Origin of the sequence: Psychromonas ingrahamii 37 (assembly GCF_000015285.1) — a bacterium.
Lineage (GTDB): Bacteria > Pseudomonadota > Gammaproteobacteria > Enterobacterales > Psychromonadaceae > Psychromonas > Psychromonas ingrahamii.
Map to the genome: position 1 here is coordinate 2,375,622 of NC_008709.1, position 20,821 is coordinate 2,396,442.

18 protein-coding genes are annotated in these 20,821 nt (G+C 39.6%); 5 read left to right on the plus strand and 13 right to left on the minus strand.

The features are described 5' to 3' along the window. Window positions 1-314 precede the first annotated feature (314 nt). Together PING_RS10140 and PING_RS10145 are read right to left on the minus strand one after the other, a co-directional pair. On the minus strand, window positions 315-1,616 hold the full coding sequence (locus PING_RS10140; RefSeq protein WP_011770283.1) for an alpha-amylase family glycosyl hydrolase: 1,302 nt from the start codon (window positions 1,614-1,616) through the stop codon (window positions 315-317). A 376-nt stretch (window positions 1,617-1,992) separates the two neighbouring features. After that, the gene (locus tag PING_RS10145) at window positions 1,993-3,075 is read right to left on the minus strand and encodes an alcohol dehydrogenase family protein (RefSeq protein ID WP_011770284.1); all 1,083 of its coding nucleotides are present in this window, start codon (window positions 3,073-3,075) and stop codon (window positions 1,993-1,995) included. 736 nt (window positions 3,076-3,811) lie between these two features. On the opposite strand from PING_RS10145, the gene PING_RS10150 reads away from it, so the two are divergent. The 4 genes from PING_RS10150 to PING_RS10165 all read left to right on the plus strand — a co-directional run bounded on the left by PING_RS10150 (window position 3,812) and on the right by PING_RS10165 (window position 8,004). Beyond that, window positions 3,812-5,065 carry an ABC transporter substrate-binding protein gene (locus PING_RS10150; protein ID WP_011770285.1) on the plus strand — a complete coding sequence of 418 codons (1,254 nt, stop codon included), beginning with the start codon at window positions 3,812-3,814 and terminating at the stop codon, window positions 5,063-5,065. A gap of 89 nt (window positions 5,066-5,154) precedes the next feature. Next, window positions 5,155-6,054 (plus strand): carbohydrate ABC transporter permease, encoded by a 900-nt coding sequence (locus PING_RS10155; RefSeq protein ID WP_011770286.1) that lies wholly within the window; start codon window positions 5,155-5,157, stop codon window positions 6,052-6,054. Further along, window positions 6,044-6,889 (plus strand): carbohydrate ABC transporter permease, encoded by an 846-nt coding sequence (locus PING_RS10160; RefSeq protein WP_011770287.1) that lies wholly within the window; start codon window positions 6,044-6,046, stop codon window positions 6,887-6,889. The genes PING_RS10155 and PING_RS10160 overlap by 11 nt, the downstream gene beginning before the upstream one ends. A gap of 11 nt (window positions 6,890-6,900) precedes the next feature. Then, complete coding sequence (locus tag PING_RS10165; protein WP_011770288.1) at window positions 6,901-8,004, plus strand: ABC transporter ATP-binding protein; 1,104 nt, start codon at window positions 6,901-6,903, stop codon at window positions 8,002-8,004. A gap of 65 nt (window positions 8,005-8,069) precedes the next feature. Here the strand turns inward: PING_RS10165 and PING_RS10170 are convergent, their stop codons facing one another. Next, a complete protein-coding gene (locus tag PING_RS10170; RefSeq protein ID WP_011770289.1) occupies window positions 8,070-9,377 on the minus strand; it encodes a hypothetical protein in 1,308 nt (435 codons plus the stop codon). A 581-nt stretch (window positions 9,378-9,958) separates the two neighbouring features. Further along, window positions 9,959-10,768 carry a hypothetical protein gene (locus PING_RS10175; protein ID WP_011770290.1) on the minus strand — a complete coding sequence of 270 codons (810 nt, stop codon included), beginning with the start codon at window positions 10,766-10,768 and terminating at the stop codon, window positions 9,959-9,961. Window positions 10,769-10,793: 25 nt separating this feature from the next. On the opposite strand from PING_RS10175, the gene PING_RS10180 reads away from it, so the two are divergent. Beyond that, window positions 10,794-10,976 carry a hypothetical protein gene (locus PING_RS10180; RefSeq protein WP_157035346.1) on the plus strand — a complete coding sequence of 61 codons (183 nt, stop codon included), beginning with the start codon at window positions 10,794-10,796 and terminating at the stop codon, window positions 10,974-10,976. 125 nt (window positions 10,977-11,101) lie between these two features. On the opposite strand, the gene PING_RS10185 is transcribed toward PING_RS10180, so the two are convergent. The 9 genes from PING_RS10185 to PING_RS10225 form a co-directional block, all read right to left on the minus strand. Further along, on the minus strand, window positions 11,102-11,323 hold the full coding sequence (locus PING_RS10185) for a hypothetical protein (RefSeq protein WP_041766361.1): 222 nt from the start codon (window positions 11,321-11,323) through the stop codon (window positions 11,102-11,104). A gap of 52 nt (window positions 11,324-11,375) precedes the next feature. Beyond that, the gene (locus PING_RS19495) at window positions 11,376-12,746 is read right to left on the minus strand and encodes a hypothetical protein (RefSeq protein ID WP_011770291.1); all 1,371 of its coding nucleotides are present in this window, start codon (window positions 12,744-12,746) and stop codon (window positions 11,376-11,378) included. Window positions 12,747-13,121: 375 nt separating this feature from the next. Beyond that, window positions 13,122-14,843: a hypothetical protein gene (locus PING_RS20975; protein ID WP_011770292.1), complete on the minus strand. Its 1,722-nt coding sequence runs from the start codon at window positions 14,841-14,843 to the stop codon at window positions 13,122-13,124. 308 nt (window positions 14,844-15,151) lie between these two features. Further along, window positions 15,152-16,666, minus strand: a complete 1,515-nt coding sequence (gene purF, locus PING_RS10200) for an amidophosphoribosyltransferase (protein ID WP_011770293.1) — start codon at window positions 16,664-16,666, stop codon at window positions 15,152-15,154. A gap of 122 nt (window positions 16,667-16,788) precedes the next feature. Further along, the gene (locus PING_RS10205; RefSeq protein ID WP_011770294.1) at window positions 16,789-17,289 is read right to left on the minus strand and encodes a CvpA family protein; all 501 of its coding nucleotides are present in this window, start codon (window positions 17,287-17,289) and stop codon (window positions 16,789-16,791) included. 71 nt (window positions 17,290-17,360) lie between these two features. After that, on the minus strand, window positions 17,361-17,978 hold the full coding sequence (locus PING_RS10210) for an SPOR domain-containing protein (RefSeq protein WP_011770295.1): 618 nt from the start codon (window positions 17,976-17,978) through the stop codon (window positions 17,361-17,363). 3 nt (window positions 17,979-17,981) lie between these two features. Then, a complete protein-coding gene (folC, locus tag PING_RS10215) occupies window positions 17,982-19,268 on the minus strand; it encodes a bifunctional tetrahydrofolate synthase/dihydrofolate synthase (RefSeq protein ID WP_011770296.1) in 1,287 nt (428 codons plus the stop codon). Between the two features lie 13 nt (window positions 19,269-19,281). Then, window positions 19,282-20,067: a tRNA pseudouridine(38-40) synthase TruA gene (gene truA / locus PING_RS10220; RefSeq protein ID WP_011770297.1), complete on the minus strand. Its 786-nt coding sequence runs from the start codon at window positions 20,065-20,067 to the stop codon at window positions 19,282-19,284. A gap of 147 nt (window positions 20,068-20,214) precedes the next feature. Continuing rightward, window positions 20,215-20,709 (minus strand): hypothetical protein, encoded by a 495-nt coding sequence (locus PING_RS10225; protein WP_011770298.1) that lies wholly within the window; start codon window positions 20,707-20,709, stop codon window positions 20,215-20,217. Window positions 20,710-20,821: the final 112 nt, after the last annotated feature.

A 20,821-nucleotide genomic window follows, 5' to 3' on the forward strand; every position in this document is an offset into this window, starting at 1 on the left:
TAAAAATAGACTGGAACTTAAAAACTACAGAGCGAGGTATTATCAATAAAACAACGGAACGGAGAATGTAAAAAAAAGCTTTATTTTTTGCTGATAGACACTTTATCGAATATAAAGTGAAAGTCAATAGTTGTTTAAAAAACAACCAAATAATCAAATAACCACCTGCAAATTACACAAAAAAAACATTCTCTAAATTATAAAAAGAGAATGCTCGTTTAAATCAACAGGCAAAGGACTTAAGTCTGTTTTACAATGTGCTCACTTAATTATTTTTTTACTGTTAATTAATCACAATACGCCAACACGTCAATTTATAGTTTTACATATAGTAACTTTACTTCTCCTGGGAGAAGGTTGTATTCCAGAAATGCCGGGACGTCTTTCATTCGGCGGCTGCGGGAAATATCTTTCACCTTATCAGATCCCATGATGCCGTAGACATTCGACTCTCGAACCCTATAACTACTATGACCATCGGGATTCGCCAGCATCATAATTTTTTCCTGCCCGTTACGGCTTTCTTTAGTAAAACCGATGACGTGTCGATCGTTCAACTGGAGCATTTCGATTCCATTATCTTCCTGAAGAACATCGTAACTCGCCTTGATTTTGTTGATTTTTGCAATGTCATCGGAAATATCGTAGCAAATAGGTTCCCACCAGGAGGGATTGGCTTGGACAACATCAATTTGCCGCTGAAATCCATATTCGAAGCCGATAGTAGTGGAAATACTGGAACAGATGTAAGCCCCCAATTCGTAGCGCAAAAGTGCCTGGTACTGATTGCCGCCGAATTGATCGGCGCTGCGGATCGTGTCATGATTTTCTGGAAAGGAGACCGACGAGGCATGACGACTGTATTCCCAGTTCTGCTCCAGAAACCACTGCTCTTTTAAATCCCACCATTTAAAGCTGTTGGTAATAAAATCGAAACCTGCCTCAGCAATATCAACGGACTGTTGTGATGAACAACCCAGGGTTTCTGCCAAAAATATTGCGTTAGGATATTTTTCTTTAATGCGTGGAATGAGGAAGTGCCACAATTCGCTCGGGACATGATAGGCCGCGTCGCAACGGAATCCTCGAATCCCCAGATCCAAATAAAACAGCATCATTTCTAGCCAGTAGTTCCAGAGATTATCGCGGTCGCTGGAATGGGCGTTGTTAATCTGGGCCAGATCTTTCCACTCGACCCAATTCTCACCATCCTGCGCACCGGGGTGTTTCAGTTGACCGTCAATATCACGCTCGTACCAGTCCGGATGTTCTTCGCTAAGAGGCGAATCAAAAGCGGTATGATTGATCACCAGATCCATCATGATCTTCATTCCACGTTGCTCGGCTTCTTTGCATACATTTTTCAGAAGCTTGTTGCCCTTCTCGACATGCGCTTCTGGGTTCTCGAAATCCATCTCTCCTGTGACGTAAAGCGGATGATAATGATAATAATTTTTTATCGAGTAATCTGATCCGGAAAAGCCGGGATAATTGATTGGATTAATATAGATCCAGTCAAAATTCATGGCTTGGATACGATCAAAATGTGTGATCCACATATTCATCGATCCAACAAGTTTTGGATATAAGTTATAAGCACGTATACCTTTTGTCATGATGCTTCCTTAGTAAGCTAATACGCGAAAGTGCAAACCAAATGTTACATTTTATTTAACCAACCACTATTAACAACAATAGACCACTTTTTAAATATGGTTATTGCGTTATATTATTCGCTCGCGGACATAAACAGGGGTTAAAATTTGTTATTGACAATAACAGTTTAAGAAGAATTTAATTGGAAACGGCACTGGTCAACAATACATTACGAAACAATGCCTTACCAGCTTAATCTGACAAGGCTATTCGACATTAAGCGGGCTCAGCAAATACTTCAACCATAGTACTCATAAAAAGCATAAAAATGACCCACCTCTGGGTCTCAATACCACTGATTAGCAGGCTAAATCATTTCCCCACCGATTTTCCTGCTTAGGGTATCAGTACAAATTTACCGACGTGCTTTTTCTCAAGAAACTCTTTTTGAGCTTCGGCAATCGAAGATAACGGAAAGGTCTTCGCTAACACGGGGTGAATTTCGCCCTGCTCTATGTAGCGCACAAGATCAGGGAAAACAGTTTTCTCCCAAGCGGTTGTACCTATTAGCGTGATGTCTTTCAGGTACATATCGCGCATATCAAGTTCAACAATAGGCCCTGCAATCGCGCCGGATGAGACAAACCGCCCACCTCGTTTTAATAGTTTGAGCATGGTCGGAAAACCACTTCCGCCCACATTATCAACCACAACATCGACAGATTGCTCCCCTAATTCCACAAGCAGATTAGCGCTTCTGCCTAACAGAATATCTGCGCCAAGCGGAGCTACTTTGTCATGCTTTTCCTCTCCCGCAATGGCGATAACCTTGGCTCCCCTGCGCTTTGCAAGCTGTACAGTAGCAGAGCCTACTCCACCTGATGCACCCGCTACCAAAACCGTTTCACCGGCTCTCAAATTGGCCCTGTTGAGCATATTCTCGGATGTACCATAGGCACAAGGAATAGTACCAAGTTCTGCATCGCTCCAGTTACAGACCACTGGGAACACTTCAGTTGCTCGAATTTTCACATATTCAGCAAAAGCACCATCAAAATCAGATCCCATCCAGATATTATCCAAAGAGCCAAAACCGTGTTCGCGAATACAGGGCCGGATAAGTACCCGTTTGTCCATAAGACCAGTATCGACATCGTCTGCCACATTCACCACCACCCCACAGCAATCTGTGCCTTGAATAAATGGAAAAGCCGTTTGCTTATTCCAGCCGCCGTCGGCCTTTGGCTGATCTTTCTCTGAGTTCGAGGTGTCGTTGGTAGAGCCGTGCACTGAAGAAGAATACCATCCCAGTCTGGTATTAATCTCAGTATTGTTAACGCCGGCGGCCAACACTTTAACCAGCACTTCTCCATTGCAGAGATCTGGAATTGGAACTTGTTTGCAGACCAATTGGTCATAACCGCCACTGCCTGTGGTGACTATGGCTGTCATTGAAGCTTTCATTGAACTAGGGGACATTATTCGGGTTCCTTCTATAATTACAGAGTTTCAGTTAGTTATAACAGATATTTTATTGAAAATAGCGGATGACAATATGCTTTCTGCGATTATTTTATTTTATTTCACACAAAGCTCATCTATCTGCATTTTTAGAGGCCACTGTATAGATACGCCATCATAACTACAGCATCATTTTCCCCTTTCACTATAGAAAAGCAACGCGCAAATGTATCCAATATAATATCAGTATGTCTGCACATTTATAACCAAATCGATTGACCAACTTTAAGCTGACATTATGACAGAGTGATTGATTTCACTTAACAGTAAGGAACATGTTATAGGTATTTTTAGTTCCCCCCCCCTTTGGTTACATTAAAAATCAAATAGTTACAATATTAATTTACCTGTTTCCATTATAACTATCAAATACATATACCTGATCTATTAGAAAAAAATTCAATTTAAAAACGATCATTCACTGACCGTCATCATAATGAGAAAACAGATCAAATTAACTAAAGACTTTCCAGTATATATTTATATTACGTTACAAAGCTGTTACAAACGCGTTACAAAATGTTACAAGATTGATCTGTTTATGTGATTTATCTCCTTAACTATTTGGGCATAGTTGGTTTATGATTTGGTTTTATAACTGACCTCGCTTTTATTGTTAAATAACGGCTCTTTGGTAAGTTCCAATCTGATCAGCAGTTCGGCTGTCAGATAATTTTAGTCAAGGGAATATCACATGAAAATTTCAAAACTATTTTTAAGTATTTCATTAGCATTGGGCCTAACAGCCGGTGCTCAAGCAGCTGAAATCGAAGTACTGCACTATTGGACTTCAGGGGGTGAAGCTAAATCTGTTGCCGAACTGAAAAAAATGTTAGAAGCAAAAGGACATGACTGGAAAGACTTCGCAGTGGCAGGTGGTGGTGGTGAAAGTGCCATGACAGTACTAAAAACACGTGTCGTTTCAGGTAACCCACCAGCAGCCGCACAAATCAAAGGGCCAAGTATTCAGGAATGGGGTGACGAAGGCGTATTAGCTAACCTTAGCGCTGTCGCTCAGGCCGAAGGCTGGGATGACTTGCTACCCGGTGTTGTGGCAGATGTTATGAAGTATGACGGTAAATATGTAGCCGTTCCCGTTAACGTACACCGTGTAAACTGGATGTGGGTAAACCCTGAAGTCTTTAAAAAAGCCGGTGCAAACGTACCAACAACCTGGAAGGAATTCTTTGTTGCTGCTGATAAAATTAAAGCCGCGGGCATGACGGCTGTTGCCCATGGTGGACAACCTTGGCAAGATGCAACCATGTTTGAATCTGTTGTGCTAGGTGTTGCGGGTGCTGAGTTTTATAAGCAGGCATTTGTTGAATTAGACCCTGAAGCTTTAAACAGCCCAACCATGATTGATGCACTGAAGACGTTCCATAAAATCAAGAACTATACCGATGCAGGATCGCCAGGACGTGACTGGAATCTGGCCACAGCCATGGTTATCAATGGTGAAGCCGGTATGCAGTTTATGGGAGACTGGGCAAAAGGTGAATTTACTGCCGCCGGTAAAGTACCGGGTAAAGACTATATCTGTACTGCTGCACCGGGTACATCTGGCGATTTCACCTTTAACATCGACAGTTTTGTGATGTTTAATCTGGAAGACAAAGAACAGCGTAAAGGTCAAAATGATCTGGCCAGCACTATCCTAAGCGTTCCTTTTCAGGAAGTCTTTAACCTTAATAAAGGATCAATTCCTGCGCGTTTGAATATGTCCATGGATAAGTTTGATGATTGTGCAAAACTGTCGGCAAAAGATTTTGTCAAAACAGCTAAAGCAAATACGTTAGTGCCAAGTATGGCGCACGGTATGTCAACCTTCTCTTCAACCCAAGGTGCTATCTACGACACTGTTACTGAGTTCTACAACTCAGATTCAATTAGCGCAGAAGAAGCAGCAGAAAAACTAGTAAAAGCAGTCGCAGCAGCTAAATACTAAATAAGGTCTGATCCTTTAGACCTGTTGGATCTCAGCGTATTTCAGCTGAGATCCGATTATTGTTTTTTGCTGTACAGGAGATTAATCTAGTGAAGAAAAAATCCAGCGCCCCGCGTCAATCCCTTGGGAACTTTTTACCAAAACTAGTAGTGGCGCCTACTTTTGTCGTTGCAGTTATTTTTATCTACGGTTTTATGTTTTTAAATGCGTGGTTATCCTTTAGCTCATCACGTCTGTTGCCAACCTATGATTGGGCCGGCACGATACAATACGAAAAACTATTCGCCAATGATCGCTGGTGGGTAGCCGCTGAAAACCTCATGCTGTTTGGTGGTTTGTTCATTGTTATCTGTTTACTGCTTGGATTATTTCTGGCCATTTTTTTGGATCAGAAAATTCGTGCTGAAGGTGCTATTCGCACTATCTATTTATACCCGATGGCACTTTCCTTTATTGTCACCGGTACTGCTTGGAAATGGATTTTGAATCCTGAACTGGGTGTTCAACGTTTGGTACGCGAAATGGGCTTTGAATCCTTCACCTTTGACTGGCTGGTCAATACCGAAATGGCGATTTATACCGTTGTTATCGCGGGAGTCTGGCAATCCTCTGGTTTTGTGATGGCACTCTGCCTCGCAGGTTTACGCGGAATCGATGATAATATTATCAAAGCCGCTAAAGTTGATGGTGCTTCAATGCCGCTCATTTACCGTAAAATAATCATTCCAGGACTGCGCCCGGTATTTTTTAGTGCATTGATTGTACTGACTCACATTGCTATCAAAAGCTTTGATTTGATTGTTGCCTTAACAGGGGGCGGCCCGGGTTTTGCAACCGACGTACCGGCTACCTTTATGTATACTTATTCCTTTACTCGCGGACAAATCGGGCTTGGGTCGGCAGCTTCGATGATGATGTTAATGGCAGTCGCAGCCATTATTGTGCCTTACCTGTATTCGGAACTAAGGGAGAAGAAAGATGAGCATTAATAGAGTATTGATTTATAGCATACTGAGCTTTGTCGCACTTATATATTTAATGCCACTGGTTGTTATGCTCATCACTTCGCTCAAGGATTTAGATGAAATTCGTTCAGGCACCCTACTATCTTTACCGCAGTCATTAAATTTTGATGCTTGGGGTAAAGCCTGGGGAACTGCCTGCACCGGCGTAAGCTGTGAAGGTTTAAAAGGTTACTTCTGGAACTCTGTGCTGATCGTCGTACCGGCGGTTGCAATTTCTACCGTATTAGGCGCGTTAAATGGTTATGTACTGACTAAATGGAAGTTCAAAGGCAGCGATCTATTTTTTGGTATGTTGTTAATCGGCACTATGATTCCGTTTCAAGTGATCCTGTTACCCATGGCGCGGACTCTGGGCTTCCTTGGGTTGTCGGGGACTACTTCCGGGTTAATTATGGTTCACGTCATTTATGGTCTGGCATTTACTACCCTGTTTTTCCGTAATTATTATATTAGTATTCCCAATGAATTGGTGAATGCGGCACGTATTGATGGTGCAGGTTTTTGGCTGATTTTCTGGCGGATTATTATACCGGTATCAATACCTATTATCGTCGTATCGGTAATCTGGCAATTCACTCAAATCTGGAACGACTTCTTGTTTGGCGTGGTTTACTCTTCGGGTGATTCGCAGCCGATTACGGTTGCACTGAATAATTTGGTCAATACCAGTACAGGTATTAAAGAATATAACGTTGATATGGCCGCGGCAATTATTGCTGCACTGCCCACCCTGCTGGTCTATGTAGTAGCCGGTAAGTATTTCGTTAAAGGTCTCACAGCGGGTGCTGTTAAAGGATAAGGAACACTATTATGCACGCTTTAAAAATACAAAATGTTGAAAAAACCTATGGCAAAGTGAATGTACTAAAGGGCATAGATATAGAAATAGAACCCGGTCAGTTTTTAATTTTAGTTGGGCCTTCGGGCTGTGGTAAATCGACCCTGTTAAATATGATTGCAGGTTTAGAAGAAGTAACTAAGGGTAACATTTTCATTGGTGATCGGGATGTCACGCATTTAGATCCAAAAGATCGTGATATTGCGATGGTATTTCAATCCTATGCGCTCTATCCGAATATGACGGTTCGCCAGAATATTTCCTTTGGTTTGGAAATACGCAAAACAGAAAAATCTGAGCAACAAGTCATTGTTGATAAAGTGTCGAAATTACTGCAAATCGAACCTTTGCTTGATCGCAAACCAAAGCAGCTATCGGGTGGACAACGCCAGCGTGTTGCCATGGGACGAGCCTTAGCCCGTGACCCTTCGATCTTCTTGTTTGATGAACCCTTATCAAATCTTGATGCTAAGTTACGTGTTGAGATGCGCAGTGAAATCAAAGAGTTGCATCAACGTGTTGGAACAACCATAGTATATGTGACTCATGATCAGATTGAAGCCATGACCTTAGGTGATGTGATCGCGGTAATGAAAGACGGTGAAATACAACAAATGGGATCACCACAGGAAATCTATGACAATCCACGCAATCAGTTTGTTGCCGGTTTTATGGGCAGCCCTTCAATGAACTTTATTCCTTGCCAGATTGAAAAAGTGAACGGTGTTATGCAGGTAGGATTGGAAAGTGCTGGCGCGCAGCATCAAATGATCATTAAACAAACTATCCCGGGGCTGGAGAGTTATGCAGGCAAAAAAGTGGTTCTTGGTATTCGCCCGGAACAAATCACTCAGCAGGGAGAAGATAAACTTGATAGCGCTATGCTTGATTGCGCCGTTGAAATTATTGAACCGACTGGGCCAGATACGCAGATTACAGCGCGCATCAATGGAGTAAGAACAATTTGCCGTATTCACCCAACTGCCGAATGTAGGTTAGATAAATTGATGCCGTTGATGCTGGATATGTCAAAAGTGGTATTTTTTGATCCCGATACGCAGATGCGTATTTACTAAAATAAAAAAGGCCGCTCTAGGTTATATACTCCATAGGGCGGCCTTATGTTATTTTAATTAAACGATTATTTAGATAACATTGCCCATTTACCAGCGAGAGTCGATACGAAATTTTTTTCAGTAGAAAATATGATAGGCGTCGTTGCAGAATTCACTTCCATAGCAATAATCATGTCTTCATTACCAGCACCTTTTCTAAACTCCAGGTAATCAGATGGCCCTGCATCATTTTCTATTGTAAGTGCAAGGGTACCGTTTATTAATGTATAAGTACCATTTTGCACCTCTTCATCATAAGCAGCTGTTAATGTCTGATTTGTTGCATGGAGAGTAAGGCTTGCAGTGAAGATCTCAATTGCTTGTGTCCCTGCAGTGTTAGTATCATTCATGACGTACCAAGTTTTACCTTGTATCTCATCTGCAGTAAAGCCAGTTGTGCTGTTTAAATCTGCCTTAGAGTAAACAAAAAGATCATTGTCAGCTGTCACCGACAGTACTAATTCTTTAGAAACATAGATATACTCATCACTAACACCGTCAATCATTACTTTATTATTGTCAATAGTGTAGTTAAAAGTATCATCGGTTTTATTTGTATCGTTATATGTTGATGTTCCTTTACCGTCAACAAGTGATATTTCCATAATACCTTCTATCGAAGAATAATATTGACTAAAACTGGTGCCATAGAATGTTTTACCATCTTCGATAAAATCGACAATGTTGGCAATACGAGCGTGATGGCTCGAGTTATCATCATTCAGTTCAACTTCTTTCAGATCATCATTCTCAGTGAAATTAGTATCAATATAAGAAACCGATTCGCCTGCATAGGCTCTTAAACCAGGCGCATCATCATCATCATTGTCATCATCTAATTTTTTGGCCAGGCCACGTGCCACTAGATGTGCTTTACCGTCCGTTGACTTGACATAATCACCGCTTACGTCTGCTTCGTCGAGTTGCAGCTCAGCGGCAAGCGCTGTTAATGTCATCACACTAATATTAGCAAGGGTTGTAAAAGGAGTCACCACGGTAGAATCCACTGTACTGCGCATTTCATAACTTTTTGCAACAAATCCTGCGCTATCACTGTCAGTCGTTTTACCTGCAATAATCTTCGCTATCACAGTATAACCTTTATATTTAGCTTCTATTTGTATTTTGCCATTGGCATCGGTCTCACCAATAAGTATTTCAGTGCCACCATCGGGTGAAAGAACATAAACTTCAGCAGCACTTAAATAACCATCAATAACGGTATAAGTGGTTGATCCTGTGTCAGTTGACCCTGAATCTGTACCATCAGATGAACCTCCACAACCGGTTAGAATGGAAGCAAGTGCAACAGCAAGAAGAGATTTTTTAAGCATGGTAATTTCCTATAGTCATTAATCATTAAAAACGCAAATGTGAATGAAAAAAAATTTAATTTTAAATGTAAATAAAAACAAACCAAAAATCAAGATGTTTTATGGAGCTGCTTTATTGCTTTTTTATTTATCCGGTTAAGTCAAAAATAAAACAAAAAAGAGTAATAAATAAAATATAAGTATTTTAAAAAATAGAGTAAATAAAAGAAATAGTTAAGAAAGAGAGGTAAAAGAGGGAGTGTTAACCAAAGACAATCTGATGATAAGTATTACTTAAATTTTTGGATAAAGATTGATTATTTTTGCTGAGCGACTTTACCGGGCAAACAAAAAAGTCACCGATCGTTTCCACGTTCAGTGCTTTATATGCCCTCAAAGTATCCGCTGAGATATTGCTTAATCGAACGGCATTGACCATATGGCGATTCAATTACGTTGAATCTATAATCTTAGCCGTCTATCCGTTCATAAATTGAGAATCCTGTACGCCATAATTTTACCTACTGCCAAAAGACCCATTTAAAAAATGATTCATAATGATGATTTTATCATTATGAATTCTGCGCTAATGTTAATTGTAATTAATCATATTCGATATGGTTACTATCATCATTCGATTCGCTATGACTACTATCATTATTCAATTCGCTATGGCTACTGTTGTCATTAGATTCGTTATAGCTACTGTCATCATTCAATTCATTATGGCTACTGTTATCATTAGATTCGCTATGGTGAGAGACACGAACTCCAGAGGAAAGATTATCGTCTGTATCATAATGCAGTTCAACTGTATCTAAATCATCACCATGTTGTTCATGGTTATCCCTGATATAAGTAACCGAATTACCTGCTAAGGTTTTTAAATGGTCAGCATCATCATGATCATTACTGCTATCATCATCTAATCGCGCGGCCAGGGTACGCGCCACTAAATGTGCTTTACCGTCCGGTGAATTAACATAATCCCCGCTTACGTCATCTTTCTCGAGTTCGAGCTCAAGAGCAAGATCTGTTAATGTCATCACATTAATATTAGCAAGCGTTGTAAAAGGGGTCACTACGGTAGAATCTGTTGTGCCGCGCATTTCATAACTTTTTGTAACAAAGGTTCCAGGGCTATCACTGTCAATCGTTTTGCCTGCAATGATCTTCGCTATCACAGTATAACCCTCATATTCAGTAGGAATCTGTATTTGACCATTAGTATTAGTCTCACCGATTAGCGTTTTTGTGCTGCCATCGAGTGAGAGAACATAAACTTCCGCGGCACTTAAATAACCATCAATAACGGTATAAATGGTTGATCCTGGATCAGTACTATCAGATGAGCCTCCACAACCGGTTAGAATGGTGGCGAGTGCAACGGCAAGAAGAGATTTTTTAATCATGATATTTTCTCGAATGGTTAATGAGTTGAAGACTAATATTAGTAAAAACACAGAATTAGTAAATGCTAATATATATGCAGAAGAATCAAAAATCAAGGCATCTTATGAAGCTGTTTTACTTATCCAGCCAAGTCAAAATAAAAGCAAAAAAACCAAGATAAAAAACAGGAGCCATTTTAAAAATAAAGTAAATAAAAGAAATAGTTAAGAAAGAGAAGTAAAAGAGGAAGTGTTAACCAGTGACAATCAGAGGATAAATCTTAATGAAATTTTTGGATAAAAGTTGACTATTTTTTGCTAATATGGTTTACAAGCTTTACAGTGCAAAAAAATTTAAGATTTGTTATGCACCCCTAAACTTACAATCTCTTCTTTCTGCGGTTGAATTGTCTTAGCATCTTCATTTCGCAAAATTTTAACATAATAAAAGTAATGCAGATCAATATCACCGGTAACAATATCATCGGTAAAATAGATACCATCAAAGGCAAAAAAGTTATAAAACTGACCGGGCAATATATTCAGCAGCATATTTACTAAAATAAAAAAAGCCACCCTAGGTTATATACTCCATAGGGCGGCCTTATGTTAGTTACAACAAAGTGTATTATTCAGCAACATCAGTCCATTTATGAACAATACTATCAGCGAATTTTTTATCGGCAGTCAGTAAGGCGGGTTTACCCAAATTATCCATAATAATAATCATGTCCTCGTTACCTACCATTTTGCTAAACGTAAGCGTCATTCCGTTCCCATCGGTAATTGAAGCTGGTAGATCAATAGAATATTTACCATTCGAGTCCACAGAGTATGGTGCATCTACCACTGGATCAGTATTTTTATGCGTGTTGATAGTGACTTTTCCTGTAATAGCAGAGAAGGTCAACGCTGCATTCATAATTTTCGGTTTTTTTGAGGTAGAGTCATCGGCAACATAATGCCAGGTTTGACCGTCTAATTCAGTTGCAGTAAACGCTGTTGTTTGCTGAACTTTTGGATCTGACTTAGACCAAACCAAAAGATCATACTCAGAGGTCACAGCTAACGCGAACTTATTAGCCATATAGATAAATTCATCCTCATCACTACCTTGGCCTTGGTTAATGATAATTTTATTTTCGTCTATTCTATAATCAGCCGTTCGTGAATTCTGTGGCACTAACCCAGAAACGTATTGATCTAATGTCACTGTGTTATCAGTAAGGGAAAATGATGCCCTTAAAATACCTTCGTCGTTAAACTGTGCTTGATTAAAGCTAGCAAGATAGCTGGGAGTTTGAATAAAATCGACAACGCCGGCAATACGATCGTGATGGCTCCAGTTACCATCATTGCTATTATCATCCAGTTCAACTTCGTCAAGATCATCATTATCAGTAAAATTAGTGTCAATATAAGAAACTGAATCGTTTGCATAGGTTTTTAAGCCATCAGCATCATCATGATCATTGCTGCTATCATCATCGAATTTTTTGGCCAGGCCGCGCGCCACAAAACGTGCTCTACCGTCCGGTGTGTTCATATAATCACCGCTTACGTCCGCTTCGTCGAGTTGCAGCTCAGCGGCAAGCGCTGTTAATGTCATCACATTAGTATTAGCAAGGGTTGTAAAAGGAGTCACAACGTTAGAATCTACTGTGCCGCGCATTTCATAACTTTTTGCAACAGGTATTCCAGGGTTATCAGCGTCAATCGTTTTGCCTGCAATGATCTTCGCTATCACCGTATAATCTTGATCTTGAGCCGGGATCGATATTTTACCATTGACACCCGTATCACCAATAAACTTTTCTGTGATGCCATCGGATAAAAGAATAGAAACTTCAGCATAGCTTAAATAACCATCAATAACGGTATAAGTAGTTGCTGTTCCATTTGTACCATCGGATGTTCCTATACCAGTTGTTCCTGTATCAGTACCACAACCGGTTAGAATCGAAGCAAGTGCAACGGCAAGAAGTGATTTTTTAAGCATGGTAATTCCCTTTAAGATTAATGATTGAAAATGCGACTATAAATAAAAAAAAGCTCAACAATTAAATCAATAAATCAACCAAAAATCAAAACTTTACGCGAATATTCTTTATTCTTTTTTCATTTACTGGGTTAAGTCGAAGATAAAAAATAAATAAAGCACATAAAATAAACAGTTAAGAAACGAAATTAAAATATAAGGTGTTAATCTGAGGATAATTCTTAAGGAAATTATAAGAGGGAAAATTGACTTTTTTTTTTGCTGATCGAGTTTACCAGGTAAAAAAAAACCACAAATAAATTTGTGGTTTTTTTTACAGGATAAAAATTTAAGATTCGTTATGCATCTCTAAACTTGCTATCTCTCCTCTGCTAATCAATCATATTCACTATGGTTAGTATCATCATTGGATTCGCTGTGGCTACTATCATCATTCGATTCATTATGACTACTGTCATTATTGGATTCGCTATGGTGAGAGACGCGAACTCCAGAGGAAAGCTTATCTTCAGTATCATAATGCAGTTCAACTGTGTCCAGATCATCTTGATGGTGGTTTTCACTGATATAAGTAACCGAATTACCTGCTAAGGTTTTTAAATGATCAGCATCATCATGATCATTGCTGCTATCATCATCTAATCGCGCGGCCAGAGTACGCGCCACTAAATGTGCTTTACCGTCCAGTGAATTGACATAATCCCCGCCTACGTCAGCTTCGTCGAGATCCAGATAAAGAGCAAGATCTGTTAATGTCATCACATTAATATTAGCAATAGTTGTAAAAGGGGTCACTACGGTAGAATCTGCTGTGCCGCGCATTTCATAACTTTTTGTAACAAAGGTTCCAGGGCTATCATTATCAATCGTCTTACCTGCAATGATCTTCGCTATCACAGTATAACCGTTATATTCAACAGGAATCTGTATTTGACCACTAGTATTCGTCTCACCAATGAGCGTTTCTGTGCTGCCATCGGGTGAAAGAACATAAACTTCCGCGGCACTTAAATAACCATCAATAACGGTATAAGTGGTTGATCCTGTCTCAGTTGACCCAGTATAAGTTGACCCTGTATCTGCTGACCCAGTATCAGTTGACTCTGTCTCAGTTGACTCAGTATCTGCTGACCCAGTATAAGTTGACTCTGTATCTGCTGACCCTGTGTCAGTTGACTCAGTATCTGTTGAACCAGTATAAGTTGACTTTGTATCTGTTGACCCTGTATAAGTTGAGCTTGTGTCAGTTGACCCTGTATAAGTTGAGCTTGTGTCAGTTGACCCTGTATAAGTTGAGCTTGTGTCAGTTGACCCTGTATCTGTTGACTCAGTATCTGTTGACCCAGTATAAGTTGAGCTTGTGTCTGTTGACCCTGTATCTGTTGACTCAGTAGTATCAGTAGATTCGCTATGACTACTGTCATCATTGGATTCGCTATGACTATCGACACGAACTCCAGATGAAAGATTATCTTCAGTATCATAATACAGTTCAACTGTGTCCAGATCATCACCATGCTGTTCGTGGTTATCCCTGATATAAGTAACCGAATTGCCTGCTAAGGTTTTTAAATGATCAGCATCATCATGATCATTGCTGCTATCATCATCTAATCGCGCGGCCAGAGTACGCGCCACTAAATGTGCTTTACCGTCCGGTGACTTGACATAATCTCCACCTACGTCAGCTTCCTCGAGTTCGAGCTCAAGAGCAAGATCTGTTAATGTCATCACGTTAATATTAGCAAGCGTTGTAAAAGGGGTCACTACGGTAGAATCTGCTGTGCCGCGCATTTCATAACTTTTTGTAACAGGTATTCCAGGGCTATCATTGTCAATCGTTTTACCTGCAATAATCTTCGCTATCACAGTATAACCTTCATATTCAGTAGGGATCTGTATTTTACCATTAATATCCGTCTCACCAATGAGCGTTTTTGTGCTGCCATCGGGTGAAAGAACATAAACTTCGGCGGCACTTAAATAACCATCAATAACGGTATAAGTAGTTGATCCTGTATCAGTACTATCAGATGAGCCTCCACAACCGGTTAGAATAGAAGCAAGCGCGACTACCAGAAGAGATTTTTTAAGCATGATGAATTCCTGTAATGGTTAATAGTTAAAAGTTAAAAGCACTAATATAAATGAGAGCTTAATAATTTAATCAGTAACTAAAGTGAGAATCAACTAGAAATAAACAGCTTTCTTGAATCTGCTATATTTCTTTTTAATTTACCCGGTAACATCAAAAATAGAAGATGAGCCATTAATAAACAGATAATTAAAAATAATAAATTTTGATAAAATTGAGAGGGGAAAATTGACTGACTTTTTGCTGTTCGGGTTTCTGGGCAAAAAAACCACAAACAAATTTGTGGTTTTTTAACAGAATAAAAATAAATTTAAGATTCGTTATACATCTCTAAACTTGCTATCTCTTCTTTCTGCTCTTGAATTATCTTCGCATCTTCATTGCGTAAACTTTCAACATAATCGAAGTAGTTTTTGTCTATGTCACCTGTCACATAGAGTCCATCAAAGACTGAACACTCGAAATCATCTGTATTAGGGTTTTGTTTACGAAGCGCATCCTTGAGATCTTCTAAGTCCTGGTAAATAAGCGCGTCAGTCCCGATACAATCGCTAATCTGCTCTACCGTGCGGTTATAAGCAATCAATTCACTGGCTGTTGGCATATCAATGCCGTAGACATTTGGATGGCAAACCTGTGGCGCGGCTGAAGCAAAATACACTTTTTTAGCACCGGCATCCCGCACCATTTCGACAATCTGTTCCGAGGTAGTACCACGTACTATCGAGTCATCCACTAATAAAACCGCTTTATCTTTAAACTCAGATGTAATTGGATTTAATTTACGGCGCACGGCATTGCGGCGCTGTGTTTGCCCCGGCATAATAAATGTTCTGCCAATATAACGATTTTTTACAAAACCCTGACGATAAGGCAATCCCATTTCCAAAGATATTTCCTGCGCAATATCATTCGATGTTTCTGGGATAGGTATCACAACATCAATCTTTACATCAGCCCATTCTCGTTTTATTTTTGCGCCTAATTTACGGCCCATTTCTAAACGCGCTTCATAAACAGAAATACCGCTTAAGGTGGAATCGGGACGCGCTAAATAAACATATTCAAAAATACAAGGTGTTAAGCGCGGGTTTTCAGCACATTGTTGGGTAAATAACTGCCGATCTTCGGTGATATAAACTGCTTCACCAGGTTCAACATCACGGATAACTTCAAAACCAATAGTATCAAGACCCACACTTTCTGAAGCCACAATATATTCTAAATTCCCTTCTTCTGTCTTACGAGAGCCTAATACTAATGGGCGGATACCATAAGGGTCGCGAAATGCGACCATGCCGTGGCCGATGATCAATGATACAACAGCGTACGCACCTTTAACGCTTTTATGAAGCTCTCCGACAGCTGTAAACACATCTTCTGGTGATAATTTATCACTTTCAACTTTATCAAGCTCGGCAGCAAAAACATTTAACAGCACTTCAGAATCAGACGTTGTATTGATATGACGGCGGGACTTAACTAATGAATCTCGTAAATTTTGGGCGTTGGTTAAATTCCCGTTATGTGCGAGGGAAATTCCCCAGGGGGAGTTGACATAAAACGGTTGAGCTTCTGCGGCACTGGAACTGCCCGCAGTCGGATAGCGTACATGACCTATACCAATATTACCTTTTAAACGCTGCATATGCTTAGAATCAAAAACATCTTTCACCATACCATTGGCTTTACGCTGTTTATAATTATCATTTGAAATAGTAACGATGCCGGCAGCATCCTGCCCACGGTGTTGTAGTACGGTCAATGCATCATAGATACTTTGATTAACGGGAGTTGCTCCAACTATACCAACGATTCCACACATAAATAATGCCTTAATTATTAGAAAAATAAGTTATATCAGTCATACCAAGTAACAGGTTATTTTATATAAATGATAGTGATTGTAAATTTTAAATGGGTGTAAATTAAACGCAGAGTCTGCATTTAATTGATTTCCTTAATATTATTCAAAAAACTAGAGGCATTTTCAATATGTTGAAAGAACCACTCGATAATTATTCCAAACTCAGGTGCCAACGTTGATTCTTTCCACCAGTCGCTCTGGTTTAAATTAGTAAATGAATCAATAAAAAACAGGAGTGCACTGATAATTAAAACACCACGAATAGCACCAAAAACAATACCAAGTAGTCTGTCTGTGCCGGACAACCCGGTAACAGCAACCAAGCGGTTAATAATGTAGTTAATTAAGGCACCCAGTAATAACACCGCAATAAATAAAATAGCGATCGCAACAGCGTTGCGAATTAATGGGTCTTCTAATTCTGTTAAATAGACGGCCACTTCAAGGTAAAAATTACTGGCAATGAAAAAAGCGCAGAACCAAGTCACTAAGGAGAGTGCTTCTTTAGTAAAACCCCGTAATAAACTGATAAAAGATGAAACAGCTATAATGCTAAGAATGGCGATATCAAACCAACTCATTGCGATCCTTTAAAATAAAATTGAAAACGGCGGCAGTTTACCAGAGAAGCGCGGCAATTACTGTAAATAATCTAAGGATTTATTGCTTTGAAGGGTAATATTTTACCTTGTAATTGGGTTACTTTTTTTAAACGAGGTAATTGCTCTTTTAGACGTTTCTGTGAAACGTCAGGTCCGACGAATACGCGGGTTAATACCCCATCAATGACCTCTTGAGGGACAGTATGAACTTGAAATCCTGCTAGTTGTAACTGCTTTAATAAGGTATTTATATTTTCTGCATTTTCAAAGGCACCTAACTGAATTATCCATGCAGATTCAGGAAACTGTTTTTTCTCTGTTTTTTCTACACTTTCTAGCGGCTTGTCAGAAAGAGTAACGGGTTTTGTGACTTCTTCAATTTCCCAATCATCATTTTTAGCGAGCTGCGTTTCCTGTTTTTTATTTTTCCCTTCGATAGGATCGATCGCGAGCTGATTTCTGTTGGTTGTTAAATTTGATTCCGTTTGAATAATATCAGGCTCACTGCCCGTGAAGGTGTGTTTTTTAGTCTCCGGTTGGATCGGGGTTGCTGTGAATTCATCTTGATAAGATATTTTTTCACCATCAATAATGGTTGGCAAAAAAATAACAACAGAGGCAACTAAAATAGTTACCCCTACTAAACGATTTTTAAACTGAGAAGCCACAGGTTATCCTTGTGAAAAATTTAAAAAATCAGAAACAGTATGGAATGAACCAAAGATAATAATTATATCAGATGAATCGACTTTATTACGTACTGTTTCATAAGCCAGATTAACATTTTCGAAACAAATAGGGGTCGTTAGCGCATTTTTTGATTTTTGATGGTTTTCTAACAGTGAGTCAGCGCTAAGACCTCGATAACAATCTAAAGAGACAAGATTACAAAAATCAATTTCTGTGTTTATTTGATCAAAAGTACCGGTAATATCTTTATCGGCTAACATACCGACAATGGCATGTACTTTACATTTTTCCGGTTTTTCCGCCTTTATTAGGCGTAACTGACTCGCAAGATAGCCTGCAGATTGCGGGTTATGAGCAACATCTAAATACACATCACAAACAGATGTTGTGCTGATTTTTTGCAAACGACCGGCTAAACTTGCATTTTCAATGGCATTTTTAAGCACAGCAGGATTTACTTTGACTTGCAGCGCTTCAATAACCGCCAGTGCAGTTGACGCATTTTGAACGGGTAATAACGGTAAACGAATATCCTTGAGCGTTTGTTTTCCTGACCAATTCCATTGCTTCCCGGTTACTTGATAGGAAAAATCTTTACCTGCGTATTTGATTTGGCAATTAAGATTTTGCGCATGAGCTTGTAAAGATAATGGTGGATCAAATTCACCGCAAATGACCGGCTTATTCGCACGAAAAACACCTGCTTTTTCAAAACCGATTTTTTCACGATCGCTGCCTAGCCAATCAATATGGTCTATATCTATTGTGGTTATCACGCTGGCATCGGATTCAACAACATTGGTGGCATCTAAACGCCCTCCCAACCCAACTTCCAGTAAGATATAATCACAGTGGGCTTGTTTTAATAAAGATAAACAACCCAATGTGGCATACTCAAAATAACTTAATGAAGTCTCTTTCCGTATTTTTTCTATTGCCGAAAAAGCGTCACAATGCGCTTGATCGGATAATTCCTGTTTATTGATACGTAAGCGCTCGGTGTATCTTTGGATATGCGGTGAACTGTAAACCCCCACTTTAAAACCCGCTTGCAGCAAAATTTCTTCTAGAAAAGCACAAGTTGTGCCCTTGCCATTTGTCCCCGCAACAGTGATCACTTGCGCATCAAAATTGATCACTTGCAGAGCCGAAGCGACCTTGGCAATACGCGACAGCCCTAAATCGATAGCGCTTGGGTGTAATATTTCAATATAGGCCAACCATTGTGGCAGTGTTTGAGGAAGTTTTTGAGGAATAACATTATGCATATTTTGCTCTGATTTATAGTTCTAAAAATAGCGGACCGCAGGGGGGGCGGGGTAAATCATACTGCGAGGGATAGTCAACTTCAACTAAATATAACCCGCCGGGTTTTGCTGTCGCCGCGGCTTTAGATCTGTCTTTATAAGCTAGTAACGTTTTTAGCCAGTCGACCGGTTGCTTACCACATCCTATCTCAATTAAGCTACCGGCAATATTTCTGACCATATGGTGTAAAAAAGCATTGGCTTTAATATCAATAATGATGAATTGGCTGCGCTGGCTAATGTTTAAATATTCAATGCATTTCACCGGGCTGCTCGCCTGACAATGTAACGCACGGAAAGAGGTGAAATCTTGCTCGCCAAGGAGCATCTGTCCAGCCAAATGCATTTTTTGCACATCTAAATCCATATGATAATGACTCAACCCGGTCCCTAAAATGCCCGGACGAAAGGCACCATTATAAATAATATAACGATAATGGCGTGCAGTTGCACTAAAACGGGCATGAAATGATGAATCTACCTGTTTAACCCAGCGTACTGCAATATCCTTGGGCAGATTAGCATTGACACCCAGTGTCCAAGCAACATCTTTACGAATGGCTTCGGTTTCAAAGTGAACCACCTGACCGGTGCTGTGCACACCTGAATCTGTTCGTCCTGCACAATGAACTCTGACCGTATGATTCGCTATTTTCGACAGCGATTGTTCTAGTTCCTGTTGTACCGAGATCACCTCTTTTTGGCGCTGCCAACCATAATAGGCAGCACCATCATATTCAATTCCCAGTGCAATTCGCATTAATCATCCATCCTAAAATTCAAATGGCATAGTATATACTATGTGTTTGTGCTTTTAAAAATGAATTGTATTTAACAAGGCTTAAATGCAGCTTCCTGCACGCGTTTTCGGTGATTTGACTAATGGCGCAGAACAGAGTATAAAAAATCACTCAATTAATGATATTCCATATTTTTCATTGCGCAGTGGAATGACTTTTAAAAGATCAACACTGTGCTCATCGGTAATTTGCAGAGCAGAATGTATGGAACGCTTATTATTAGCGATGATATCAATATAATAATTGCGCTGTTCATATCTAAAAAAAATGCTTAGGATCCCACCGTCTAAACCCCAAATACCATCAACTGTTTTATCATCGAATAAACTGCCTACCCGCAGATGGTGATCTGCGTTGAATTTTAAAATCAATGGCAAGTTTTGCTTTGACATAATAATCCATGAATGCGAAATAACTTCATCCGCTTCAAATTTTCTTTTACTCAGTTCCCACAGAATATAATCCCCTTCCGTGGAGATAAAAGAACGATCATCATCACTTAATCTGGCAAAGGACAATAAGCTGTTTTTCTGGCCTCTTTTTTCATAATTAAACAAGATGACTTTCCGTTCTAACTCGCTTAACAATGAGTACTGCGGCATAAATACTACTCCTTAAAATAGCTCAGTATGGATAACAGCGTTGAATTTTTTACAATTCAAATTTTATTACAAGATAAATCATATTTCAGCTAATGAAACGGCGTAGATCATT